Raw genomic sequence first — 21779 nt, 5'->3', positions numbered from 1 at the left:
GTCCTCGATACGATCAGAAGCCGAGCCAGTGCCGGATGGCGCCGATGGCCTGCGAGCCGATCAGCATGCCGGCGAGGCCGATCAGCGCAATGAGCGGCGGCGCCGGCGAGCGCACCTTGATCACGCTGTACACGACGCCGACCAGCACGCCGGCCGACAGCGACAATAGATAAGATTCCATAACGATTATTCTCCCCGGCCGGATTAGAATGAGCCGCATCGCGCCGGCCGCATGCTGCGCCGCCGTATCCACCTCGCTTCCCTGCCACTCTGCCCGACCATGCAACACCTTCCTGATCTCGAAGCCTGGGCCATCTTCGCGCGCGTCGCGGAGCTCGGTTCGTTCGCCAAAGCCGCTGAGCTCCTCGGCGTGTCGCAACCGACCGTCTCGAAGGCGATCGCGCGGCTCGAAAAACGCCTCGGCGCGATGCTGCTGTACCGCACGTCGCGCAAGCTGTCGCTCACGCCGACCGGCGAACTGCTGCGCGACCGTGCGATCCGCCTGCTCGCCGATGCGGAACTGATCGAGAGCGAGGCGTCCGCGCAAGCGCTCGAACCGCACGGCCTCGTGCGCGTGAATGCGCCGATGTCGTTCGGGCTGCACCACCTGTCGCCGGTGCTGCCCGCGTTTCTCGAACGCTATCCGCGCGTCGACATCGACCTCGTGCTCACCGACCACATCGTCGACATCGTGTCCGGCGGGTTCGACGTCGCGATCCGGATCGCCGAGCTGAGCGATTCGTCGCTGCGCTCGCGCCGCCTGTGCGCGGTGCGCCGTCCGCTCGTCGCGTCGCCGGCGTATCTGGCCCGGCATGGCCGGCCCGCGCATCCGCGCGACATCGAGAAGCACGTGTGCCTCACCTACACCAACCTGCCGACGCCCGAGCACTGGCGCTTTCGCCACCCGGCCTCGGGCGACGAATTCGGCGTGAACGTGCACGGACGCATCCGCACCAACAACGCCGACGTGATCGTCCCCGCACTGATCGCCGGCCACGGCCTCGCGCTTCAGCCCGAGTTCCTGGTGTGGGACGAACTGCAGCGCGGCATACTCGAAGAAGTCATGCATGACTGGAGGATCGCCGACGTCAACGTCAACCTGATGACGCCGCCCGGCATGCTGCGTGCCGCGCGCGTGACGGTGCTGCTCGATTTCCTCGCCGAACATTTCTCGCACGCGCCGTGGGCGCTGCCGGAGGCCTGAGCGGGCGGCGGCCGGCGGATCGCCGCGCGCCGCCGCCTGCATCGGAGGCATCGCGCGCAGCCGGTCGCCCGCCGCCGGTCGCGCGCAGCCGGTCGCCCGTTACTTCGCCGGCACGGCCGGGATCGACTCGTGCGGCGTCGCGGTACGCTGCGCGGCCTTGTGAACCATCGTGTACGCGTAGTCGACGCCCATCCCGTACGCGCCCGAATGCTCCCTCACGACCGCCATCACCGCGTCGTACGTGTCGCGACGCGCCCAGTCGCGCTGCCACTCGAGAATGACCTGCTGCCAGGTCACGGGCACCGCGCCGGCCTGCACCATCCGCTGCATCGCGAAATCGTGCGCGGCCTGCGACGTGCCGCCCGAAGCGTCGGCCACCATGTAGATCTCGTAACCGCCTTCGAGCATCGCGCACAGCGCGAACGTCGTATTGCAGACTTCGGTCCACAGACCCGACACGATCACCTTCTTGCGGCCGTTCGCGGCCAGTGCGTCGCGCACCTTCTGGTCGTCCCACGAGTTCATCGACGTGCGTTCGAGCGTCTTCTGGTTCGGAAAGACGTCGAGCAGTTCGGGATAGGTATGACCGGAGAACGCCTCGGTCTCGACCGTCGTGATCGTGGTCGGGATATTGAACGCCTTCGCGGCCTTCGCGAGGCCGACCACGTTGTTCTTCAGCGCCTGGCGATCGATCGACTGCACACCGAATGCCATCTGCGGCTGCTGGTCGATGAAGATCAGCTGGCTGTTCTGCGGAGTAAGTACTTCGAGCTTCGGGTTGCTCATGGCGTGATCATCCTTGGAACGGGAAGGGGAATCTTGCCTCGCCGCGAACGCGGGAGGATTCGAGTTGGGTACGACGCTTGATCTGCTTCGTCCGTCTCGATTCATTAAAACCGCAATCCGCTGACACGAACATCCAAAAAATGGAATCACATGGATTCCAGAATAGGTGGTCGCCCAAGGGCAATCCGCCCTTTTTTTCTGCACGTAAACCCGATACGCTTCGAGTGACCTCGACGATGCACTCGTCGCCATCCGTCGTTCGATCACGAGACCACGAGACGCCCATCATGAAAGCCTATGCCCTGTCGCTGCTCGCCGGTGTCCTCGCCGGCGCCATCTACGGCACGATCGGCGTGAATTCGCCGGCCCCGCCGATCATCGCGCTCACCGGCCTGCTCGGCATGCTCGCCGGCGAACAGATCCTGCCGGTCGCGCGACGCATGCTCGCGGGCCACCGGCTGAACACCGCTTGGCGCGACGCGAAGTGCAGCCAGCACATGTTCGGCGCGCTGCCCGGCGGCACCACGAACGACCGCAAGCCGTCGTGATGCAATCGCTCATCACCTCCCGCGCATGACCAACGTCGAGCTGTTCCATTACCTGCTGCTGTTGATCTGCGGTGCCGGCGCGCTCACGTGGCTCGCCGAACGGATTTCGATTCCACCGGCCGTCGTGCTGCTGCTCGGCGGCTGCGTGGTCGCGGTGGCCGGCAAGCGCGTGCCCGACATGGACCCGGCGCTGCTGCTCGCGGCCGTGCTGCCGCCGCTGCTGATGTCGAGCGGGTTCTACACCGCGTGGAAGGAATTCCGGCAGGAGCTTGCGTCGATCGCATCGCTCGCGCTCGGCGCGGTGGTGTTCACGACCGTCGCGGTCGCGTTCGCCGTGCATGCGGTGAACCCCGCGCTGCCGTGGGCCGCGTGCTTCACGCTCGGTGCGATCGTGTCGCCGCCCGATGCGGTCGCCGCGAAGGCAATCCTGCAGCGCCACCCGCTGCCCGCGCGGCTCGTCGCGGTGCTCGAAGGCGAAAGCCTCGTCAACGATGCGTCGGGCCTGCTGCTGTACCAGATGGCCGTATCGGCCGCGCTCGCCGTGTCGATCACGGCCGCAAGCGCCACCGGCCTGTTCTTCTCGCTCACGCTGATCGGCATCGCGGTCGGTCTCGCGTGCGGCCATGCGATGAGCTGGGTGCTGCCGCGCCTGCGCGATCCGATGCTCGGCATCGTCGTGACCTTCGCGATGGCGTGGGGCAGCTACGGGATCGCGGAAGCCGTCGACGGCTCGGGCGTGCTGTCGGTCGTCACCTGCGGCCTCGTGCTCGGCGTGCGCCAGCATCGCGTATTCGACGCCGACATGCGGATCAAGGCGAAGGCGACCTGGGAAGCGATCGTGTTCGTGCTCGACGCGCTCGTGTTCATCCTGATCGGCCTCGCGCTGCATGCGATCCTCGCGCGCGTGAACCACGAAGGCGCGGTGCTGATGGCCGGCCTGCGCGTCGCACTGCCCGCCACCGCCGCGGCGATCGCCGCGCGCATCGTGTGGGTGTTCGTCGCGATGTGGCTGCCGGGCCGCCTGCGCGCGCCGCGTGCCGGCCGCGCGCCGTGGTCGTGGCGTGAAGCCGTCGTGCTCGGCTGGTCGGGCATGCGCGGTGTCGTGAGCCTCGCGGCCGCGATCGCGCTGCCCGCCAATTTCCCCGGCCGCGACCTGATCCTGTTCAGCACGTTCCTGCTGATCATCGCCACGCTCGTCGTGCAGGGCGGCACGCTCGCGCCGCTGATCCGCGTGCTGAAGCTGCGCCCGGCCGCGCGGCACACGATGTCGGAGCATGCGGTGCGCGCGCATACGTTCGGCGCGGCGCTCGCCGAGCTCGACGCGCGCGAGCAGCGCGGCTCGACCCTAGAACGCGCATCGCTCGACCGGCTGCTGACCGAGTACCGCAGCCGCGTCGCGTTCAACGAACGCGCGCACCGCGACGGCGCGCAGCCTGCGGACGTGCGCGCGCGAATGCTGCGCGTCGAGCTCGAGCTGGTGGGCGTGTCGCGCGACGCGCTGCTCGACCTGCATCGCGACGGCCGGGTCGACGACGCAGTGCTGCACCGCATAGAATCCGAGCTGGATTTCGAGGAACTGCGGCTGCAGCGCCTGCTCGAACCCTGAGCGTGCGGCCATGCATGGCCGCACGCCAGCCGATCCCCCTTCCCCACATGGAATTGCAATGAGCGAACTGTCCGTCGAAGCGAGCATCGGCTCCGTCGATTACCTGGTCCATTTCACCGACGGCGTCCATCAGTGGCGTGCCGACGAACCCGTATCGCTCGGCGGCGGCGATACCGCGCCGACGCCCGTCGCGCTGCTGCTGTCGAGCCTCGGCGCATGCACCGCGATCACGCTGAAGATGTACGCGCAGCGCAAGGACTGGCCGCTCACCGAAGTGCACGTGAAGCTCGCGCACGAATCGGGCAGCGCGGGCAGCACGATCGTGCGCCGCATCACGCTCGAAGGCGACCTGTCCGGCGAACAGCGCGAACGCCTGCTGCAGATCGCGAACGCGTGCCCGGTGCACAAGATCCTCACGCACCCGATCACCATCGACACGGCGATCGCCTGACGCGCGCCGCCCCGACCACAAGACCCCCACCATGTCCGTTTCGATCAAGACCCTGCTCACGCCGCGCGAAAGCGACATCGGCAACCTCGTCGTGCGCCGCGTGCTGCCCGCGCGCGCCGCCCGCCTCGTCGGCCCGTTCATCTTCTTCGACGAGATGGGGCCGGCCGTGCTGCCGGCCGGCAGCGGCATCGATGTGCTGCCGCATCCGCACATCGGCCTCGCGACCGTCACCTACCTGTTCGACGGTTCGCTGATGCACCACGACAGCCTCGGCTTCCGGCAGAAGATCGTACCGGGCGACGTGAACTGGATGACCGCCGGCCGCGGCATCGTGCACTCGGAGCGCTCGCCCGACGAAGACCGGCCGCGCGATCAGCCGGTCCACGGGATCCAGACCTGGGTCGCGCTGCCGGTCGAGCATGAAGACACTGCGCCCGCGTTCGTCCATCACGCGGCCGACACGCTGCCGTCGTTCACGCGCGGCGGTGCAAGCGTGCGCGTGATAGCGGGCACCGCGTTCGGGCTCACGTCGCCGGTCGCCGTGTTCTCGCCCACGCTCTATGCCTATGCGGAATTCGCGGCAGGCGGCACGCTGGCGCTCGATGCGGAACATGAGGAGCGCGGCGTGTATCTCGTCGACGGCGATCTCTCGATCGACGGTACGCCGCTCACGGCCGCGACGATGGCCGTGCTGGAGCCGGGCGCGACCGTGGCGCTGGCGAGCACGAACGGCGCACGCGTGATGCTGCTCGGCGGCGCGCATCTGCCGGGCGAGCGGTTCATCGAATGGAATTTCGTGTCGAGCGCGCGCGCGAAGATCGATGCGGCCCGTGCGGCGTGGGCCGATCAGACCTTCGGCAAGGTGCCGGGCGAAGAAAACGAGTGGACGCGCCAGCCGGAACGCAAGGCGCAGTAACGTAACGAGGCGCAGCAAGCGTTCGCCCGCAGGCAAGCAACGCAACGGCCGGCCCGCATGCCGGCCGTTGTGCGTTTACCGCTTCAAACCCATCAGCTTCGCGAGCGTCGGCCAGCGGTCGAGCGATTCGATGAACGCGCGGCGCGCCTGCTCGTCGACGTAGCGCTCGGGATCGAGCGCGGGCAGATGCCGCGCGAGGCCGAGCACGTCGTTCGGTTGCGACAGGCGATCATCGTCGCTTTCGGCGGGAAGAATTACTGTTCGTCGATCCATACGCCATCCGGAGTTTTCACCGAGTAGCCCGCGGCCGTCTGCATCGTCACCGTGCCCTCGTTCTCGCCCACCATCCGCGTGCGCGGCAGGTCGGCCGCGTACTGCGCGAGCGTCGTGCCCGGCTTGAACGGGCTGTTCGACACGAGGTTCGACAGCAGTTGCGCGAGCGCGAGGAAGCTGGTCGGCTGGTCGATCACGGTCGTCGCGCCGTGGTTGCCGGCAAAGCCGACGAGCCGCACGCCGACCGGCCCGTGCACGATGCGCGGCGTCGGAATCTCGCGCAGCCCCGCGACCTGGTTCTTGTCGCCGCGCAGCGCGGCGCCGTGCTCGGGCACGAACACGATCACCGCGCGACGGCCCGACTGCGCGATCAGGTCGGCGAGGTGATCGAAGTCGTCCATCAGCTTTGTCACGCGCTGCGGATACGAGTCGATGCTCGTCAGCGCGCTGCCGACGACGCGGTTGCCGTCGTGCAGGCTGATCGTGTTGTAGTACAGCGCGACCGGGCCCGGCACCGACGCGCGCTGCGCATACCAGTTCGCGAGCGTCGCGTAGTCGCTCTTGATCTCCGAGCCGTCGAACGCGTGCATCGCGACGGGCGCGGCCGCGTTCGACACCGGCGGCGCGTCGGGCACGCCGATGTTGTCGTGGATCACCTGCAGGAAGTTGTCGAAGTGACCGTCGTGGTTCAGCAGCGACTGCACCTTGTAGCCCGCGCTCGCCAGTTGCGAGAACAGGTAGCACTGCTGCGGCGCGGGCTTGTACAGGTCCGCATGAGCCTCCTGCCCGCAGCTCGCGCGCAGCACGCGGATCGCGGCCGGCCCGCTGTAGCTCGCGGCCGTGCTGAAGTTGTTGAACAGGTAGTCGAAGTGACTCAGCATCGGGTGGTTGCGCGCCTTTGCGGCGTCGAGGTCGTCCCACGACAGCGAGCAGATGTGCAGCACGATCACGTCGAACTGCGCGGCCGGATCGTTGCCGAGATGGCCGAACGCGACCTGCCGCTGCGATTCCTGCGTGCGGAACGTCGCGAGCGCGGCGTTGTGATCCTCCGGCTGGCCGGCGAGCGTCGTGCCCGTCGCGTTCGCCTGCTGCGGCAGCGGTGCGACGACGCGCGCCATCAGCCCGCTGCCGGCCTGCCACAGCGGCATCACGATCAGCACGGCCAGCACGAACGTCGCGACGCGCAGCCAGCGATTGACGATGAAGTAGACGATCAGCGCGCCGGCCACCGTCAGCAGCAGCACCGGCGGCAGCAGGCGCGGCAGCAGCTCCATCCAGTACTCGAGGCGGAACGTGCTCACTTCGCGCGCGGCCTCGGCGAGCCGGGCGAGCGGCGGCGCATGCATCTCGCGCGCGAGCAGCGGCACCGCGATCGCGATCGCCACGACTTGCCGGACGATGCGCCACGCGCGCCGCCGGATCGGTGCGCTCGCCGCGAGCGCCACCGCGAACGCGAGGTTCGCGAGCCAGAAAGGCTGCAGGTGCCCGGTCGCGAACAGCGCGAACTTCAGGATGAAATACAGATTCCAGAACGTCATCTAACCCACTCCATGATGAGCGCCGCGTCAGTCGCGCGCCCGATCGAGTTTCGGCGCCAGCATGGCCAGCAGGCCGCGCGCCGCACCCTTCCACATCCGTACGTTGCCGTCGAGGCCGATCCGCAACACTTCCTTCAGCCCGCCGAGCGGCGTGTCGACCCGCTGGCCTTCATTCCAGTCGAGCCACGCGTCCGCGCGGCCGAACGTGCATTGCACAAGCTGGCGCTCCTGTTCGAGCGTGAGTTCGTCGAAGCTCACGCCGACATGGGTCGGCGTCACGCGGCTCACGCGCACCGGGAACGGGAACGGCCGGTCGCCGCGCGTCACGCACACCGTCAGCGTGTCGCCGACGGCAAGCGGGAGCCCCGGCACCGCTTCGAGGCCGAGGCCGCCGGTCGAGTAGTCGCTCGTGAAGCACGCGGCCGTCGAGCCGTCGGCGAGCAGCAGCATGGCCGGCACGCGCATCGCGATCCGGTGCGTGACGCGCACCTGCCTGGTTTCGCGCGCCACGGCCAGCGCCGCGCCGAGCATCGCGAGGTTGTACACGGTCCACCCGAGCGTGATCAGGATCGTCGATGCCTCGTCGCCCTGGTCGACCGCGAGCCGCCACAGGCCGGCGAGGATCGCGAGCACGTTCAGCCCGAACAGCACCAGGTACGGCTTCGACGTCGACCAGTCGACGTAGCCTTCGTCGATCTTGCCGCCCTTGTCGGTCACGTTGAACTTGCCGTGCTTCGGGCTGAAGAACGCGACGGTGGTCGGCAGCGCGATGTACCACGCGAGCACCGACTCGTAGACTTCGGCCCAGAACGAATGGCGGTAGCGCCCCTGCATCCGCGAGTTCGCGACGTTCGCGAGCACGAGATACGGGATCACGTAGCTCGCGAGCGCGAGCGCCGATGCGTTGATGAAGTACAGGTGGAAGAACAGGTACGCGAGCGGGATCGTCAGGAACACCAGCCGCGGAATCCCGTAGAAGAAGTGCAGCATCGCGTTGCCGTAGCAGATCCGCTGGATGAGGCCAAGCCCGCGCCCGAGGAACGGGTTGTCGATGCGGAAGATCTGCGCCATCCCGCGCGCCCAGCGCGTGCGCTGCTTCACGTGGCCCGCGAGGCTTTCGGTCGCGAGGCCTGCCGCCTGCACGGTCGGCAGGTACGCCGACGTATAGCCGCGCCGGTGCAGCTTGAGCGCCGTGTGCGCATCCTCGGTCACGGTCTCGACCGCGACGCCGCCCACCTCTTCCAGCGCGCTGCGCTTGAGCACCGCGCACGAGCCGCAGAAGAACGTCGCGTTCCACAGGTCGTTGCCCGACTGCACGAGGCCGTAGAACAGGTTGCCCTCGTTCGGGATCTCGCGGAACGTGCCGAGGTTGCGCTCGAACGGATCGGGCGAGAAGAAATGGTGCGGCGTCTGCACGAGCGCGCACTTCGGGTCGCGCAGGAACACGCCCATCGTGGTCTGCAGGAACGAGCGCGTCGGCACGTGATCGCAGTCGAAGATCGCGATGTATTCGCCATGCGTCTTCGGCAGCGCGCGGTTGATGTTGCCGGCCTTCGCGTGGCGGTTGTCGTCGCGCGTCACGTAGTCGATGCCGGCCGCGCGCGCAAACGCCTCGAATTCGGGGCGCTTGCCGTCGTCGAGCAGATACACGCGCAGCTTCGCGCTCGGCCAGTCGATGCTCTGCGCGGCAAAGACGGTCGGCTTCACGACCGACAGCGGCTCGTTGTAGGTCGGGATGTAGATGTCGACGGTCGGCCAGGTGTCGGGATCGTCGGGCAGCGGCACGATCGGCCGGTCGAGCGGCCAGGCGGTCTGCACGAAGCCCAGCAGCAGGATCATCCACGTATAGGCTTCCGCGCCGTACAGCAGGTAGCCGGCGACGGCCTCGACCGGGCTGCGGAAATCGAGCGTCTGCGAGGTGCGCCACCACATGTAGCGCAACGTCGCGAGCAGTGCGAGCGACGCGAGCGCGAGCGTCGGCAGATGGCCCGGCAGGCGGCGCAGCGCGAGCGCCAGCACCGCGACGATCGCGAAGAACGCGAACTGCGCGCCCGGCATCAGCGGCGACATCCCGGCCGCGGCCCACAGCAGCGCGCCGGCGACCAGCAGCAGCGGCGCGAGCCAGCGGCGCCGGCCGACGCCGTTCGCACGCGCATCGAGCCAGCCGCCCCAGCGCACCCACGGCAGGCGCGCGAGCATCGCATCGATGCGTCGGCCGACCGCGCGCCCGGCCACGTAAACCGGCACGACATACTTGTCGAACCACGCGAGCGGATCGCGCGCGGGCCGGCCGTCCGCCGCACGCGGCGCACGCACGATCGCGCGCCACAGCCATTCGCGCGGGCTGAGCGGCTGCAGCACGCCCCACTCCTGCGCGAGCCGCAGGGACGCGACGCGCACCCAGCGGCGCACGTGATCCGGCCGGCCCGGCGGCGGCGCATGGAAGAACAGCCGCACGACCCAGTCGACCAGCGTGCGTTGCGCCGGCAACCCGATGCCGCGCGCGAGCCAGTCGGCCGCACGACGGCCGAGCGCACGCAGGCGCAGCGCGAAGCCCGCGTTCATCGCGCCGCTCCACGGCGACCGGCGGCGCCTGCCGCCAGCCACGTATCGACCCAGTTCGCGACGCCGTTCAGGTCGTGCGACGCCTGCGAATACGGCGCGTCGTCGAAGATCCAGCTGCCGCGCGCGAGCGCTTCGGGCACGGCCGCATCGACGTGGATGCGCTGCTCGAGCATCGACGTCGGCCCCGCGACCGCGCGCAGCATGCCGAGCGCGTCGCGCTGCATGTCGCGCGCCGGATTCAGCCGGTTCACGACGATCTGCAGCTCGCCGCCGCCGGCGCGCAGCGCACCGAGCCGCGCCGCCGTCGTCGCACACGCGGTCGGCTCGGGCGGCACGACGACGAGCGTCAGGTCCGCGCGGCGAATCGCCTGTTCGGCCTGCGTCGACGGATAGCGCGCGGTGTCGATCAGCACGACACCGTCGGCCGGCAGCCCGATCTCGTCGAGCGCGCGCGACAGCCACGCAGGATCGGCCGCGAGCCGCGCATCGCACGCGGCGGCGCCGGCCGCATCGACCTGCCCGTACGGGACGAACAGCACGCCGTCGGCGTTGCGCCAGGTATGCGCATGCCACGGCTCGCCGCCGCCGAGCAACACTCTGCGCGAGGCCATGCTCGGCCAGCGAGTCGAGGCCGAGCGTCGCGCCCATCAGGTTCTGTGCATCGAATTCGATGGCGACGACCGGCCGGCCGCGGCGCGCGAGCAGCACCGCGAGCGCGGCCGTGAGCGTCGTGCGGCCTGCGCCGCCCGTCGTCGACGTAATGGCGATCGTCTTCATCGGGCCGCCTCGCTGCCACGCTCGCCGCGCTCCGCATCGGGCAGCAGCCGCCCGCGCAGCGCGACAGGCACGAGTTCGCAGGGCACCGCGTCACGCCGGTCGATGCCGCGCGGCGCATGAAAACCGCGGCCGATGCCGAGGTGCTGCGCGACGATCCACACCGGCACCGCGATCACGATGCCGACGATGAAACCGATGACGATTTCGGCAATCATGCGACTCCCTCCTTGCGCAGCGGCATCGCGCTGCGGACGGCGCTGCGCTTGCGCGCGGCGGAAATGACGGGTTCCGGCGCCGATGCATCGACAGCCGCGGCCGTCGGTGTCGCACCGATCGCCTCGAGCGCGACGATCGTATCGATCGCGTCGATCGCGCGGCTCACTTCGCTCGCGTCGGGCAACGCCGCGCCGAGGTCGGTGCGCGCGGGCGATGTACGCGTCGCGCCCGCCGGCTGCGTGGCCGCGAACAGGTCACTGTAGTCGGCAATCGGCGCGCGCCGGTTCTCCGCCTTCAGCGCATTGAGCTCGGTGTCGATGCTGCCGTGCCCGAGGCATACGACGCGGTCGGACAGCGTGTCGACCGGCACGTCGAAGATGCGCGCGAGCGCGTCCTCCGCATCGGCCGGTTCGCATGCGAACAGGAACACGTACAGGTGCGCGGCATCGGCCGTCACGACGTCGCCCGCGCGGCGCGGCTTGCAATGGCGCAACGCGTCGACGTGCGACACGCCCGGCAGCAGCGCGATCTTCGCGAGCGTGTGCGGCAGCGCGAGCACGGCGCCGCGATCGAGCACCGCGCGAATCCGCAGGCAGAACGCGCCGACCGGCAGGTAGCCGAGCACCGAATCGCCGAGCGCGGCCGCGAGCGCCGCACGATAGTCGGCCGCGACGGGCCGCGCATAGAGCTGGCCGCGCAACGCGTGCACGGCGGCCTGCATGCGCGACACCGGCAAATCGCGCGCGACGACGCGGCTCGCGCCGACGCTCAGCACGAGCACCTCGAACTGCTGGCGCAGCACTTCGCCGCGCTCGACGACCGCGATCTTCAGCGCACCGCCGCACTGCCGGCGCAGCGCGTGAACCTCTGCGCACAACGCTTCGAGCTGCGCATGCGAGCGGAACACGAGCACCGCGGTAGCCGCCTGCGCATGCGCGCATGCGGCGACGACGGCCGCGTTGTCTTCGACGATCTCCCAGCCGTCCGGCGCGCGGTTCGTGCCTTCGAGCACCGCGCGGCTGACGACGACGCGATCCTCGTCGCTCGCGATCTTCATCCGGTGCGCGGGCTCGGTCGCGCCGCCGTCGACGTTCGCCGACAGACGGCCGCCCGGCGCGAAGCGCAGCGGCCGCACTTCGCCGGCCGCTAGCGTGTCGCCCGCCCGCCAGAAATCGACGACCCACAGCAGCTCGCCGTGCGTGCGCTGCAACTGCGCGACGCCCGAGCAGATACCGTGGAAACCGCTGCGCGGCGTGCGATCCGCATCGCGGACGAGCGGCGCATCGTCGGAGCGCGCTTCACCGCCCGCACGGGTCGCTTCGGGATCGAGCAGCAGCACCAGCGCGATCCGGCGCGTGCGGCACCAGTCGGCGAGTGCGTGCGCCTCGTCGGCGAGCGCGATCGGGTCGTCCCAGCTGAACCAGCGCTGCGCGCCCTCGATGAAATACAGCGAGCGCGCGCGAAAACCGTAGCGCTTCAGCGCGCGCAGGCCGCCGGTCAGCCGTGCGAACGGACCCGGCGCCGCGCGGCGCGGTGCGTCGGCAATCACGCCGGCGTTGGCACCGTCACCGCCGGCCGGCTCGGTCACCGGCGGCATCGCCAGCACGTTCAGGTTGCGCGGCCAGCCGGCCGGCTGCGCGCCGCCTGCAAAGCCGCGCGCCTGCATCTGTTCGGCGACGTGCACCGCGTCGCGTGCGAGGACGACCGTCACGTCGCGCGTGCGCGCCTGTCGCGCGCTTTCCCACACGAGCGCATCGCAGGCCGGCGTGCCGCCGGCCGCATAGATTGCGTACAGGCCGCCGGCTTCCAGTTGCGTCCACGTATCGGGCAAGCCGTCGATCGCGAGCCGGCTCACCGTGCCGGCGCGGCCGCCGGCCGGCCCCGTGCCCAGCAGCGCACGCAGGCGGCCCAGCAGGCCGGCGGTGCCGAGCGCGGGACGAGTGGCATCGAGTTCCGTATTCACGGCGTTCCCCTGGTAACCTAGTAATCCGAATAAAGCCGCACCGGCGTCGGCGTGACGAGCCAGCTGCGTTGCGCGCGCGCGTCGAACGCATAGCGCAGGTACACGAGCGCCGAACTCGGCGCGTAGTCGTGCGACCGGTCGACCTTCAGCTGCGCGCCCACGCTCAGGTGCGGGTTCACGCGGTACTCGACGATCCCGTTGATCCCGTACGAGAACGACACGCCGCGCGTCGAGCTGCCCGCGTACACGAACCCGGCCGCCACCTGCGCGGCCCGCTGGTCCGCCGACATCGGGTAATACAGCGAATCCTTCTCGTAGCTGTTCGAGATCCCGCCCGTGACGGTGAGGTCCCACGACAGCGCATCGTGCCGCCCCGCCCATTCGATCGGCACGCCGAGCGACAGGTAGCGTTGCGGGCTGTAGTAACCGCCCTGCCCGTACGTGTAGTAGCGCAGGTTCTCCGCGTAGTGCCACGCGTTGCCGACGAGCCCGGTGCTGACCTTCATCGTCGCGCGCTCGTACACGGGCACCGTGAAGCCCGTGCGCAGCGTGACTTCCGCGTTGCGTTCGACGTTGCGGCCGGACAGCACGCCCGCGCCGAGTTCCGCGAACAGGTTCGTGCGGCCGACGTCGACCGACGCGCGCAGGTTCACGCCGTCGCGGCGCACGCCGCCCCAGACCGCGCCCGTCCAAGGGTCGCGCATCCCCGAGTACGACAGCACGCTGCTCGTTTCCGGCCGCCGCGACGCATTCACCGAGAAGCTGGCCGGGCCCGCGTCGAAGCGATAGCGCACGCCGCCGACCAGGTAATGCACGGGGAAACCGAGCGGCGACGTGCCGAGATCGAAGCGCCATGCGTCGGTCAGATAGCCGGCGCCGAGCGCGACGCCGGTGGCCGTCTGGTGCAGCGAGCCCGGCGGATTCGCGATCGATGCGGGGGTCAGCGCGTTCTGCGCCTTGAGCGCCGCGTAGCTGCCGAACGTGCTGAGCGAATACGCGTTCGGGTTGCTCGTGTCGAGCGTGCCCGGGTCGAGATGCACGGTATCGATCTGCGCGAACACGTGCCCGTCGTAGCGGATCGGCATCTGGATGTAGATCGGCACCTGCTGCGCGCGATACGACGAGATGCCTTCGTCGCCCGACTTGTATGCGGGCATCCAGCCGGTTTCGATCTCGGGATTGCGCCGCTGCTGGAGATCCGCGAACGCGGCCTGTGCGGGCGTCAGTCCATCACGGCCCGGGCTCACGCCCGTCGCGCGCTCCTGCGCCTGCGACATCCGGTACAGCGACGCCGCATCGTCATAGCGCCCCTGCGCCTCGGCCACGCGGCCGGCCGCGACCGTCACATCGGGGCGCGACGGATACGCGGCATGCAGCCGGTCGGTCACCTGCCCGGCTTCGTCCGGACGCCGCAGCGCATTCAGGCGACGCACGGCCGACAGTTGCGTGTCGACGTCGTCGTCCGGCGTGCGGGCGAGCACCGCCTGCACGCGTGCAAGCGCCGCGGCCCGGTTGCCGCTGTCCTCGTCGATGCGGGCCAGCGCGAGCTGCGTATCCGCATCGTCCGGCATGCGCGCGACGACCGGCGCAAGCGCGGCGCGCGCCGCATCGTAATGGCCTTGCGCGCGTTCGAGATCGGCCAGTTCGAGCGCATAGCGCGTGTCCGCGTGGCCGGCCGGGCTCGCGCGATCGAGCCGCTTGCGCGCCTGCGCGTAGTCCTGCTGCGCGATCGCGTCGTCCGTCTGCCGCAGCACGAGCCGCAGCGACTGGTCCTCGATCCTCGCCGTCTGAGCGGGGGTAAGCGACGGCTCCCGGCGCAGCGTGTCGAGCCACGCGGCAAGCGCGTCGTCGCGCCCCGCGCTGCCGAGCAGGTCGCCGTAGCGCAGCCGCACGTCCGCGTCGGCTTCGCGCGGGTGCGCGGCGATCCAGTCGTGCAGCGGCGCGAGGCCGCGCTCGGGTTCGCCCGCGTCGATCCACTGCGCGCCGATCGCGGCGAGCATGTCGGGATCGTCCGGCGCACTCGCCTGCGCCTGCGCGAGCGACGCGGCAAACGCCGTGCGGTCGCCGCGCGCGAGCGCACCGCGTGCGTCGGCCAGCGCGCTTTTGCGCGTCGAGCTTGCGCGCGAGCGCGCGCATCCCGTCCGAACGGTGCGCATCGTCGACCGGCGCGAGCGCGGCCTGCGCACCCGCGACGTCGTCGAGCGAATTGCGGTACAGCGCGGTTGCATAGCGCATCTCGGGCGTCGCGCCTTGCGCAAGCCCGTCGTCCATCACCGTGCGGCCGAGCTGCGGCAGCCCCATGTCGCGATAGAGGCGTGCGAGTGCGAAGCGCGTCCACGGCGCGTCCGGCGCCGCGCGCACGGCCGCTTCGTAGCGCTGCGCGGCGGGCCCGCGTTCGCCTTTGTCGGCGAGCGCACGCGCCCGTTCGCGAGCAGGTCGGCACGCAGGCCGTCGAGCGTGCGCCGATCGTCGCGGCCCGTCACGCGGCCTTGCAGTGCGTCGAGCAGCGGGCCGATCTGGTCCGCGCGGCCGGTGTTCTCGTACAGCGTGGCCGTGCCGCGCACGGCCGCGAGGTCCGGCGAACGCGCGGCCAGCAACTCGCGCAGCAACGGCTCCGCGCGCGCCCAGTCGCGCTGCGCGAGCAACGCGTCGGCAAGCTGCAGCTTCGCGTCCGGGCTGCCCGGCTGCATCGCGAGTGCCGCGCGTGCGGCGCGTTCTTCGTCCTGCGGACGGCCTGCCGCGGCCGCCGCGCGGCCTTGTGCGAGCAGCCCCAGAACTGCGCGGTGCGCGCGAGGCCCCGCCATTTGCCGCGCTGGTCGGTCGAAAGGGTTGCGGCGCGCGTGAACAACGTGCGCGCTTCGTCGTGCCGCCCTTCGCGCAGGCGCAGCAGGCCAAGCCCGCCGATCGCGTCGGCGTCGTCCGCCCGCGTCCGCGCGGCGCGCGTGAGCAGCGGATCGGCGCCGGCCGTGTCGCCGCGCGCGAGCGCCTGCAGGCCGCGCTGCTGCGCAATGTAGTCGGGATTGCGTTCGAGCTGGCGCTGCGCGTCGCGCTGGCGATCCAGTTCCGCGACGCGATCGACGAATTCGGTATCGTCCGGCACGAGCACGAGATAGGCATGCAGCGCTTCGAGATACGCGGGATCGCTGCCGGCCGACTGCAGCACGCGCCGCCACAGCGCCATCGCCTCCGTATGATCGGCGTCGGTGCGCTTCGCGAGCGCCCGTGCGATCCGGTTCGCCTCGGGCCGCGTGTCGGCGCGCTGGTTCAAAAGCCGCGCGAGCGCCATCGCCGCGCTCGTGTCCTTCGGATCGGCCGCGACCGCGCGGCGCAGCGCGGCGATCGCCGGCTCGCGTCCGCCCGGCGCATTCGACACGATCTGGTAGTACTCGGCGCCGAGTGCACCCGACGGCGCGCCGTTCGGAAACAGCGCGACGATCCGCCGGGCTGCCTCGTCGGCACGGCCGCTGCGCGCGAGCAGGCGGATCTGCGCCATCTCGCCGCGCCCGCTCGTCGCGACGCGGTACTCGTCAGCCACCCGCCGCGTGGCGGGCGCATTCGGCGACTGCGCCTGCAGGCGCGCGAGCGACGCCTGCGCGCCTTTCGCGTCGCCGAGCCGCAACAGCACGCGCACCTGTTCGGCCAGCAGCTCGGGATCGCCCGGCGCGATCAGCAGCCCCTTGCGCAGGGCATCGCGCGCCAGGTCGTCACGATGCTTGGCGCCCCACATCCGCGCGGTGTCGAGCTGACGCTGCGCATCGGCGGACGCGGCTGTCGCCGGCGCCGCGGGTTCGCCATCGGCACGTCCGCGGCGGTGCCCGGCGCCGCCGCGCACACCGACGACGCGAGCCACGCGAATCCCGCGACGTGCGGCGCGGCGCGCTTCAGCGGGCGGCGCACGAGCGGCCTCCCCAGCGGGCGTCGAGCGTGCCGTCCGCGCCGAACCGGTAGCGCCCGTCGCGCCAGCCGAGCCCGAACAGCGTCAGCACGCTCGTGTAGTAACCGGGCGGCGACTGGCGCGCGAGCGTATCGACACGCGCCGCTCGGGCATCCGCGAGCGCGCGCTGGCCGCGTGCGTCGAGGAACGGCACGGCCGCCGCCGAGAACCCGCCGTTGCCGTCGTTCGGCCCGGCGACGCCGGTTGTCGTGTCGACCCTCTCCGGCGGCGCGCCATGCGCGGCGATGTAGTCGGCGAACGGCGCAAAACGCGCGAGCAGCGGCGCGGCGAGCGGATCGGCGCGGTCGAGCATGCCGGCCCACAGATACACGCGGATCGCGTTGTACGCGCTCTCCGCATGCGTGTCGCGATCGGGCCCGAAACCCGTGCCCGCGCGATACAGCGCCCAATCCGGCGAGAAGCCTTTCGGTGCGGTGTCGAGCAGCACGCGGCCGGTGCTGGCGGCGAGCGCGGCCCAGCGCTTGTCGTCGGGCAGGCGCGCGCCGAGCGCACGGATCACCTGCGGCGGCGAATAGCTCGGGTTCACGCGCCACTGGCCGTCGGCGAGCTTGAACCCCGTCGGCCCGGGCAGCAGCGTGAGGCCGAGGCCCGGCACGGTCGCCGTCTCGACGTCGAGCACGCGCTTCGCGAGCAGCGTGCCGCGCGCCGTGTAGCTGCGTTCGTGCCACAGCCGCCCGGCCTCGACGAGCGCATACGCGATCCACAGGTCGGCGTCCGACGCCGCGTTCGCGTCGAGCACGCGCCACGCGCCGTCGGGCGCGCGGCCCCACAGCCACGCGGGCAGGTGCGCGCTCAGGTCGCCCTGCGCGAGATTGTTCTCGGTCCATGCGAGGATCGTGTCGAACATGCGCCGGTCGTTCGCGACCAGCGCGAAGAAAAGTCCATACGCCTGCCCCTCCGATACCGTGCGTGAATCGTCCGAGCCGACGTCGATCACGCGGCCGTCGGCCGAGATGAAATCGCGCTTGAACGCGTCCCAGCGCGGCCACGCCGCGCTGCATCCCGCGTCGGCCGCACCGGCTCCCGCGGCCTGCGCGCGCGTGGCCATCCCGGCCGCCGCGCACGTCATCGCCACCGCCAGCGCGAGTGCCGCGCCGACGCGCCGCGCCGGCCGCATTGCCCGTCGCTTCGCCATTGCCCGCGCCATCCGTTACATCCCCCGTCGACGCGCGGCGATTCTCTGCAGCACGCTGAACACGCCGAGCGCGAGCAGCAGCCCCGCCACGACGCCGACCGCGCCCAGCACGACCGGATGCCGCGCCGCCTGCGTCCACACGCGCGCATACCACGGCACGAACCCGACCACGTAAGGCTCGCCGACGCGCAGGCTGTCGACCTGCCCCGGCCGCACCAGTGCCAGGTCGCCCTGCAGCTGCGACACGAGCCCGGCGTTCTCGAACACGTCGAGCAAATCGCCGAGGCGCGGCTGGTCCGTCGCCGTCAGCGCGACGACGCTGCGCCCCCGGCTGCCCGGCAGCTCGAACCCGGCGAGCGCCGCAAGCGAGCCCGTCTGCTCGATATGCGCGCCGCCTTCGGTGAGACCGACGCCATTGCGCCAGCGCTCCTTCACCGAGAACGCGACGCGCGCGGCGCCTTCGCCGCCCGCGCTGCCCTGCTCGCCGATCACGAGCGGCAGCGCCGAGCGCCAGTGCGCGAGCAGCGGCGACGTGGGCGAGCCGTCGATCACGAGCAGGTCCTTGCTGCCCGACAGCGCGGCGACGTCACCGGGCCGTGCGACCTGCACGCGCAGCGCGGGGAAGCCGGTCCATTCGCCCATGTGGCCGAGCATCGTCAGGTAGGCCTCGAGCTCCTGCTTAGACGGCCGGTCCGGCATCACGACGGCCGTCTGCGACAGGTCGGCGAAGCGCGTGAACGGGAAGCCGCTGTTCGCGAAGAACGCGAGGTTCGGCAACTGGGCGTAATGGACGAAGTGGGAGAAGTCGATCGTCGAATCGGGGTCGATCGCCGCACGCTGCGGCTCGGTCGCGGTGCTCGAGCACAGGCCCGTCTTCTGCGAGTCGAGCGTGAAGCGGAACTGCAGCTGGTTGCCGCTGCCGACCCGGAACGCCGGAATGTCGACGTCGCTCGTCACGCGCCCTTCGGGCACCGACAGCAACGGCAGCTGCATGCGGCCGTGCGCGTCCTCGGCATTGGCCGGCCCGAGCCGGTACGACTTCACGAGCTGGTCGTTGATCTCGACGGCAAGCGTCGAGTTGTCCTGCACCGTCGGCGCCGTATAGCGGTAGCGCAGCGTGATCGGCACGCCCGCGCCGTTCCACGAATGCAGGTCGGACGGCACGCGCAGGTTCAGGCGAATGGCGTCGGGCGACGTGCCGCGCACTTCCAGCTCGCGCGCATCGGATACGAGTTCGCGGAACGTGATCGGCCGGTTCACCGGCAGCCAGCGCGGCGCGTCGTACGGTTTGCGCGGCGCGCCGAGATCGACGTGCGCGACCGTCGCCGACGGCCCCGACAACGCCATGCGGCCCAGCACGAGCGTCGCGACCGCATCGTCGACCTCGGCCGCGGTGCGGCCCGTGACGACGAGCAGCTTGCGCCCCGGCGCGGCCGGGTTGTCGGCCACCGCGAGCAGCGGGCCGTTGATCGACGGCAGCGCGAGGCCGGCCGGCAGCATCGCGGCCGTGCCGATCACCACCGCCTGGTCGTCGGCCGGCAGCCCGGACGATACCGGGAAGCGCGCATGCCGGTAGTCGGCCAGCGCGCCGAACCACGACGCGAGCACGCCCGCGCTGCGCAGCGTCGCCGAATCGGGCGATGCCGGCAGCACGAACGGCAGCCGCACGCGGCCGTTGTCGCGCCGGTCGAAGAACGGCGCGGGCAGCAGCGCGAGATCGTTCGGGAGGCGGACCGGCGATTCGTCGAGGATCAGCTCGCTCTTCGGGCTCACGTCGGCCCACAACGCCGAGTTGGCCGGATCCTCGCAATGGTCGAGCGTGTAGTGCGCGATCAGGCGCAAGCCGATCTGGTTGAAATCCGAGAAGTAGCGGGGATCGATCGGGATTTCCTGCGTGACCGTGCGGCCCGCCTGCGCGGCGTCGAACGGGACGGTCGCGACAACCTCGCCGTTCACCGACACCTTCAGGTGCGACATCGGGAACACCAGCGACGGCGAATACGCATAGGTCAGGCGCAGCCGCGCGCCGGTGACCACGCGATCGAGCCGCACGCCCGCGTTGATCGTGCGTGCGTCGTCGGCGCCGCGCAGGCGCAGCGGATCGAACGCGCCGAGCGACGCGAACGGCAGGCGCACCGTCGTCGCCGGCAAGCCGGCCGCGGTCGCGCTGGCCGCCGCAGGCGCGGCCGCGAGCACCGGCGCGGGTGCAGCGCCGGATGCCGCAGCGACCGGCACGGCCGGCATCGGCGCGGCCGACAGCACGGCGGCATGAAACGCGCCGACCATCGCGGCCGAAATGACGAGCAGCGACACGGCCGGCTTCATGCGGCACTCCGTTTCGTCTGGATCATCCGGTCGTCCGTCGCATCGAAATCGATGCACGCAAAGCAGCTATGCCCGTGAGTGAACATCCCCACTGCTTCCCCTCATATATCTATCTGGCCTGATTCATTTATCGAAACGATGCGGCGATTTCTTTAATCGCGCGTCACCGTGCTACGCGCGCCTGGCACCGGCACACGCCCATTCGTCACACTATCTCAAAAACAGGACAAAACTTACCCCGATTCGCGACGTTGAAGCGAAAAAAACCTCAATCCGGTCGGAAATGCTTCGCGAGAGGGATGAATGGCAAGAATTGCACCGTTGTCGCCCGGCGGGCCGAACGGCATACTGCCGGCGCGGATCGGCCGGCCAGCGGCGGTCCGTTGCAGACCGCCCGGCCTGAACGCGCGGCCGCGAGGCGGCGCGTATGCTACCGCAATCCCGGGCCGCCGGATGTACTTTCGTTCACGGAAAACCGACTTGAATCAAATCGTCCACACTGCCACTCCGTCCCCCGATACGCTGCTGCGCATCATCGCCGCGCAGACCGAGATCGCGAAGCTCGGCCTCGATCTCGGCAGCGTGATGGCCTATGTGGCGGAGCAGGTGCCACGGCTCACCGGCGCGAGCGCCGCCGCGGTCGAATTCGCCGAGGGCGACGACATGGTGTACCGCGCCGCGTCCGGCACGGCCGCCGGGATGCTCGGCCTGCGGCTGCGGCGCTCGGGCAGCCTGTCGGGCCTGTGCGTGCAGCAAGGCGCGTTGCTGCACTGCATCGATTCGGAAACCGACCCGCGCGTCGACCGCGACGCCTGCCGGCGGGTCGGCTTGCGCTCGATGCTCGTGATGCCGCTCACCCATGCCGACACGACCGTCGGCGTGCTGAAGGTAATGTCGCCGGAAGTCGACGGCTTTTCGCCAGCCGACGCGGGGACGCTGCGGCTGACGGCCGACCTGATCGCCGCCGCGATGTTCCACGCGGCGCGCAACGAGGCGAACGAACTGTACCTGCGCGCGACGCACGACGCGCTCACCGGCCTGCCGAACCGCGCGCTGTTCTACGACCGCCTGCGGCAGTCGATGCACACGGCGCTGCGCGCGAACGGCCGGCTCGGCATTCTCAACATCGACATGGACGGGCTGAAGCCGATCAACGACGGATTCGGCCACCGCGCGGGCGACGCGGCGCTGCGCGAGATCGCCACGCGGATGCAGGGGGCGGTGCGGCGCTCGGACACGGTCGCGCGCATCGGCGGCGACGAGTTCGCGGTGATCCTGCCGAACATCGGCAGCCGCGACGATGCGCATGCGCAAAGCACGCGGCTCGCACGCCAGGTCGGCGAACCGTTCGAATTCGAGGGGCGCCCGATGCGGCTCGGCGTCAGCGTCGGGATCGCGCTGCTGCCGGACGACGGCACCGACATGAACGCGCTGATCGAGCATGCGGACCAGGCGATGTATGAAGTGAAGCGCACGCGGTCACGGCGGACGGCGCACGCGTAACGCGTACGCGACGGCGGC

At 70.6% G+C, this 21779-nt stretch carries 15 protein-coding genes and 2 pseudogenes; 6 read left to right on the top strand and 11 right to left on the bottom strand.

The genetic code is table 11. The annotated features are described in order from the left end of the window. Positions 1-13 precede the first annotated feature (13 nt). On the bottom strand, positions 14-181 hold the full coding sequence (locus LXE91_RS11960) for a DUF1427 family protein (RefSeq protein ID WP_039347470.1): 168 nt from the start codon (positions 179-181) through the stop codon (positions 14-16). A gap of 99 nt (positions 182-280) precedes the next feature. On the opposite strand from LXE91_RS11960, the gene LXE91_RS11955 reads away from it, so the two are divergent. After that, a complete protein-coding gene (locus LXE91_RS11955; protein ID WP_039347858.1) occupies positions 281-1204 on the top strand; it encodes a LysR family transcriptional regulator in 924 nt (307 codons plus the stop codon). A 99-nt stretch (positions 1205-1303) separates the two neighbouring features. On the opposite strand, the gene LXE91_RS11950 is transcribed toward LXE91_RS11955, so the two are convergent. After that, positions 1304-1990: a hydrolase gene (locus LXE91_RS11950; protein ID WP_039347475.1), complete on the bottom strand. Its 687-nt coding sequence runs from the start codon at positions 1988-1990 to the stop codon at positions 1304-1306. 287 nt (positions 1991-2277) lie between these two features. Between LXE91_RS11950 and LXE91_RS11945 the strand changes: the two genes are divergently transcribed. Genes LXE91_RS11945 through LXE91_RS11930 form a run of 4 tightly spaced genes read left to right on the top strand, consistent with a single transcriptional unit; the run spans position 2278 to position 5511 of the window. Further along, a complete protein-coding gene (locus LXE91_RS11945) occupies positions 2278-2538 on the top strand; it encodes a XapX domain-containing protein (protein WP_039347478.1) in 261 nt (86 codons plus the stop codon). A gap of 25 nt (positions 2539-2563) precedes the next feature. Then, positions 2564-4144, top strand: coding sequence for a Na+/H+ antiporter (locus LXE91_RS11940; RefSeq protein WP_039347480.1), 1581 nt, complete (start codon positions 2564-2566; stop codon positions 4142-4144). 58 nt (positions 4145-4202) lie between these two features. Then, positions 4203-4595 carry an OsmC family protein gene (locus tag LXE91_RS11935; RefSeq protein ID WP_039347482.1) on the top strand — a complete coding sequence of 131 codons (393 nt, stop codon included), beginning with the start codon at positions 4203-4205 and terminating at the stop codon, positions 4593-4595. A gap of 31 nt (positions 4596-4626) precedes the next feature. Beyond that, positions 4627-5511, top strand: coding sequence for a pirin family protein (locus tag LXE91_RS11930; protein ID WP_039347484.1), 885 nt, complete (start codon positions 4627-4629; stop codon positions 5509-5511). Between the two features lie 75 nt (positions 5512-5586). On the opposite strand, the gene LXE91_RS11925 is transcribed toward LXE91_RS11930, so the two are convergent. The 9 genes and pseudogenes from LXE91_RS11925 to bcsB all read right to left on the bottom strand — a co-directional run bounded on the left by LXE91_RS11925 (position 5587) and on the right by bcsB (position 20258). After that, entirely contained in the window at positions 5587-5784 is a 198-nt protein-coding gene (locus tag LXE91_RS11925; protein WP_039347487.1) for a hypothetical protein, read from the bottom strand. Further along, complete coding sequence (bcsG, locus tag LXE91_RS11920; RefSeq protein ID WP_039347491.1) at positions 5766-7322, bottom strand: cellulose biosynthesis protein BcsG; 1557 nt, start codon at positions 7320-7322, stop codon at positions 5766-5768. The genes LXE91_RS11925 and bcsG overlap by 19 nt, the downstream gene beginning before the upstream one ends. Positions 7323-7349: 27 nt before the next feature. Continuing rightward, positions 7350-9887 carry a UDP-forming cellulose synthase catalytic subunit gene (bcsA, locus tag LXE91_RS11915; protein ID WP_039347861.1) on the bottom strand — a complete coding sequence of 846 codons (2538 nt, stop codon included), beginning with the start codon at positions 9885-9887 and terminating at the stop codon, positions 7350-7352. Then, a pseudogene (bcsQ, locus tag LXE91_RS11910) lies at positions 9884-10664 on the bottom strand (cellulose biosynthesis protein BcsQ). Before bcsQ ends, bcsA begins: the two are co-directional and overlap by 4 nt. Continuing rightward, entirely contained in the window at positions 10661-10879 is a 219-nt protein-coding gene (locus LXE91_RS11905) for a hypothetical protein (protein WP_039347498.1), read from the bottom strand. The pseudogene bcsQ and the gene LXE91_RS11905 overlap by 4 nt, the downstream one beginning before the upstream one ends. Next, on the bottom strand, positions 10876-12843 hold the full coding sequence (gene bcsE / locus LXE91_RS11900) for a cellulose biosynthesis protein BcsE (protein WP_039347500.1): 1968 nt from the start codon (positions 12841-12843) through the stop codon (positions 10876-10878). The genes LXE91_RS11905 and bcsE overlap by 4 nt, the downstream gene beginning before the upstream one ends. Positions 12844-12860: 17 nt before the next feature. Further along, positions 12861-16740: pseudogene (locus tag LXE91_RS11895) on the bottom strand (cellulose synthase subunit BcsC-related outer membrane protein). Then, positions 16725-17945: a cellulose synthase complex periplasmic endoglucanase BcsZ gene (bcsZ, locus tag LXE91_RS11890; RefSeq protein WP_278068082.1), complete on the bottom strand. Its 1221-nt coding sequence runs from the start codon at positions 17943-17945 to the stop codon at positions 16725-16727. Before bcsZ ends, LXE91_RS11895 begins: the two are co-directional and overlap by 16 nt. A 3-nt stretch (positions 17946-17948) precedes the next feature. Next, a complete protein-coding gene (gene bcsB / locus LXE91_RS11885) occupies positions 17949-20258 on the bottom strand; it encodes a cellulose biosynthesis cyclic di-GMP-binding regulatory protein BcsB (protein ID WP_039347507.1) in 2310 nt (769 codons plus the stop codon). 480 nt (positions 20259-20738) lie between these two features. On the opposite strand from bcsB, the gene LXE91_RS11880 reads away from it, so the two are divergent. Continuing rightward, the gene (locus LXE91_RS11880) at positions 20739-21761 is read left to right on the top strand and encodes a sensor domain-containing diguanylate cyclase (protein WP_039347510.1); all 1023 of its coding nucleotides are present in this window, start codon (positions 20739-20741) and stop codon (positions 21759-21761) included. Positions 21762-21779 lie beyond the last annotated feature (18 nt).

Source organism: Burkholderia contaminans, assembly GCF_029633825.1.
Classification (GTDB): domain Bacteria; phylum Pseudomonadota; class Gammaproteobacteria; order Burkholderiales; family Burkholderiaceae; genus Burkholderia; species Burkholderia contaminans.
Note: the sequence above shows the minus strand (reverse complement) of the source record. Positions and strands in the feature narration are given on the sequence as shown.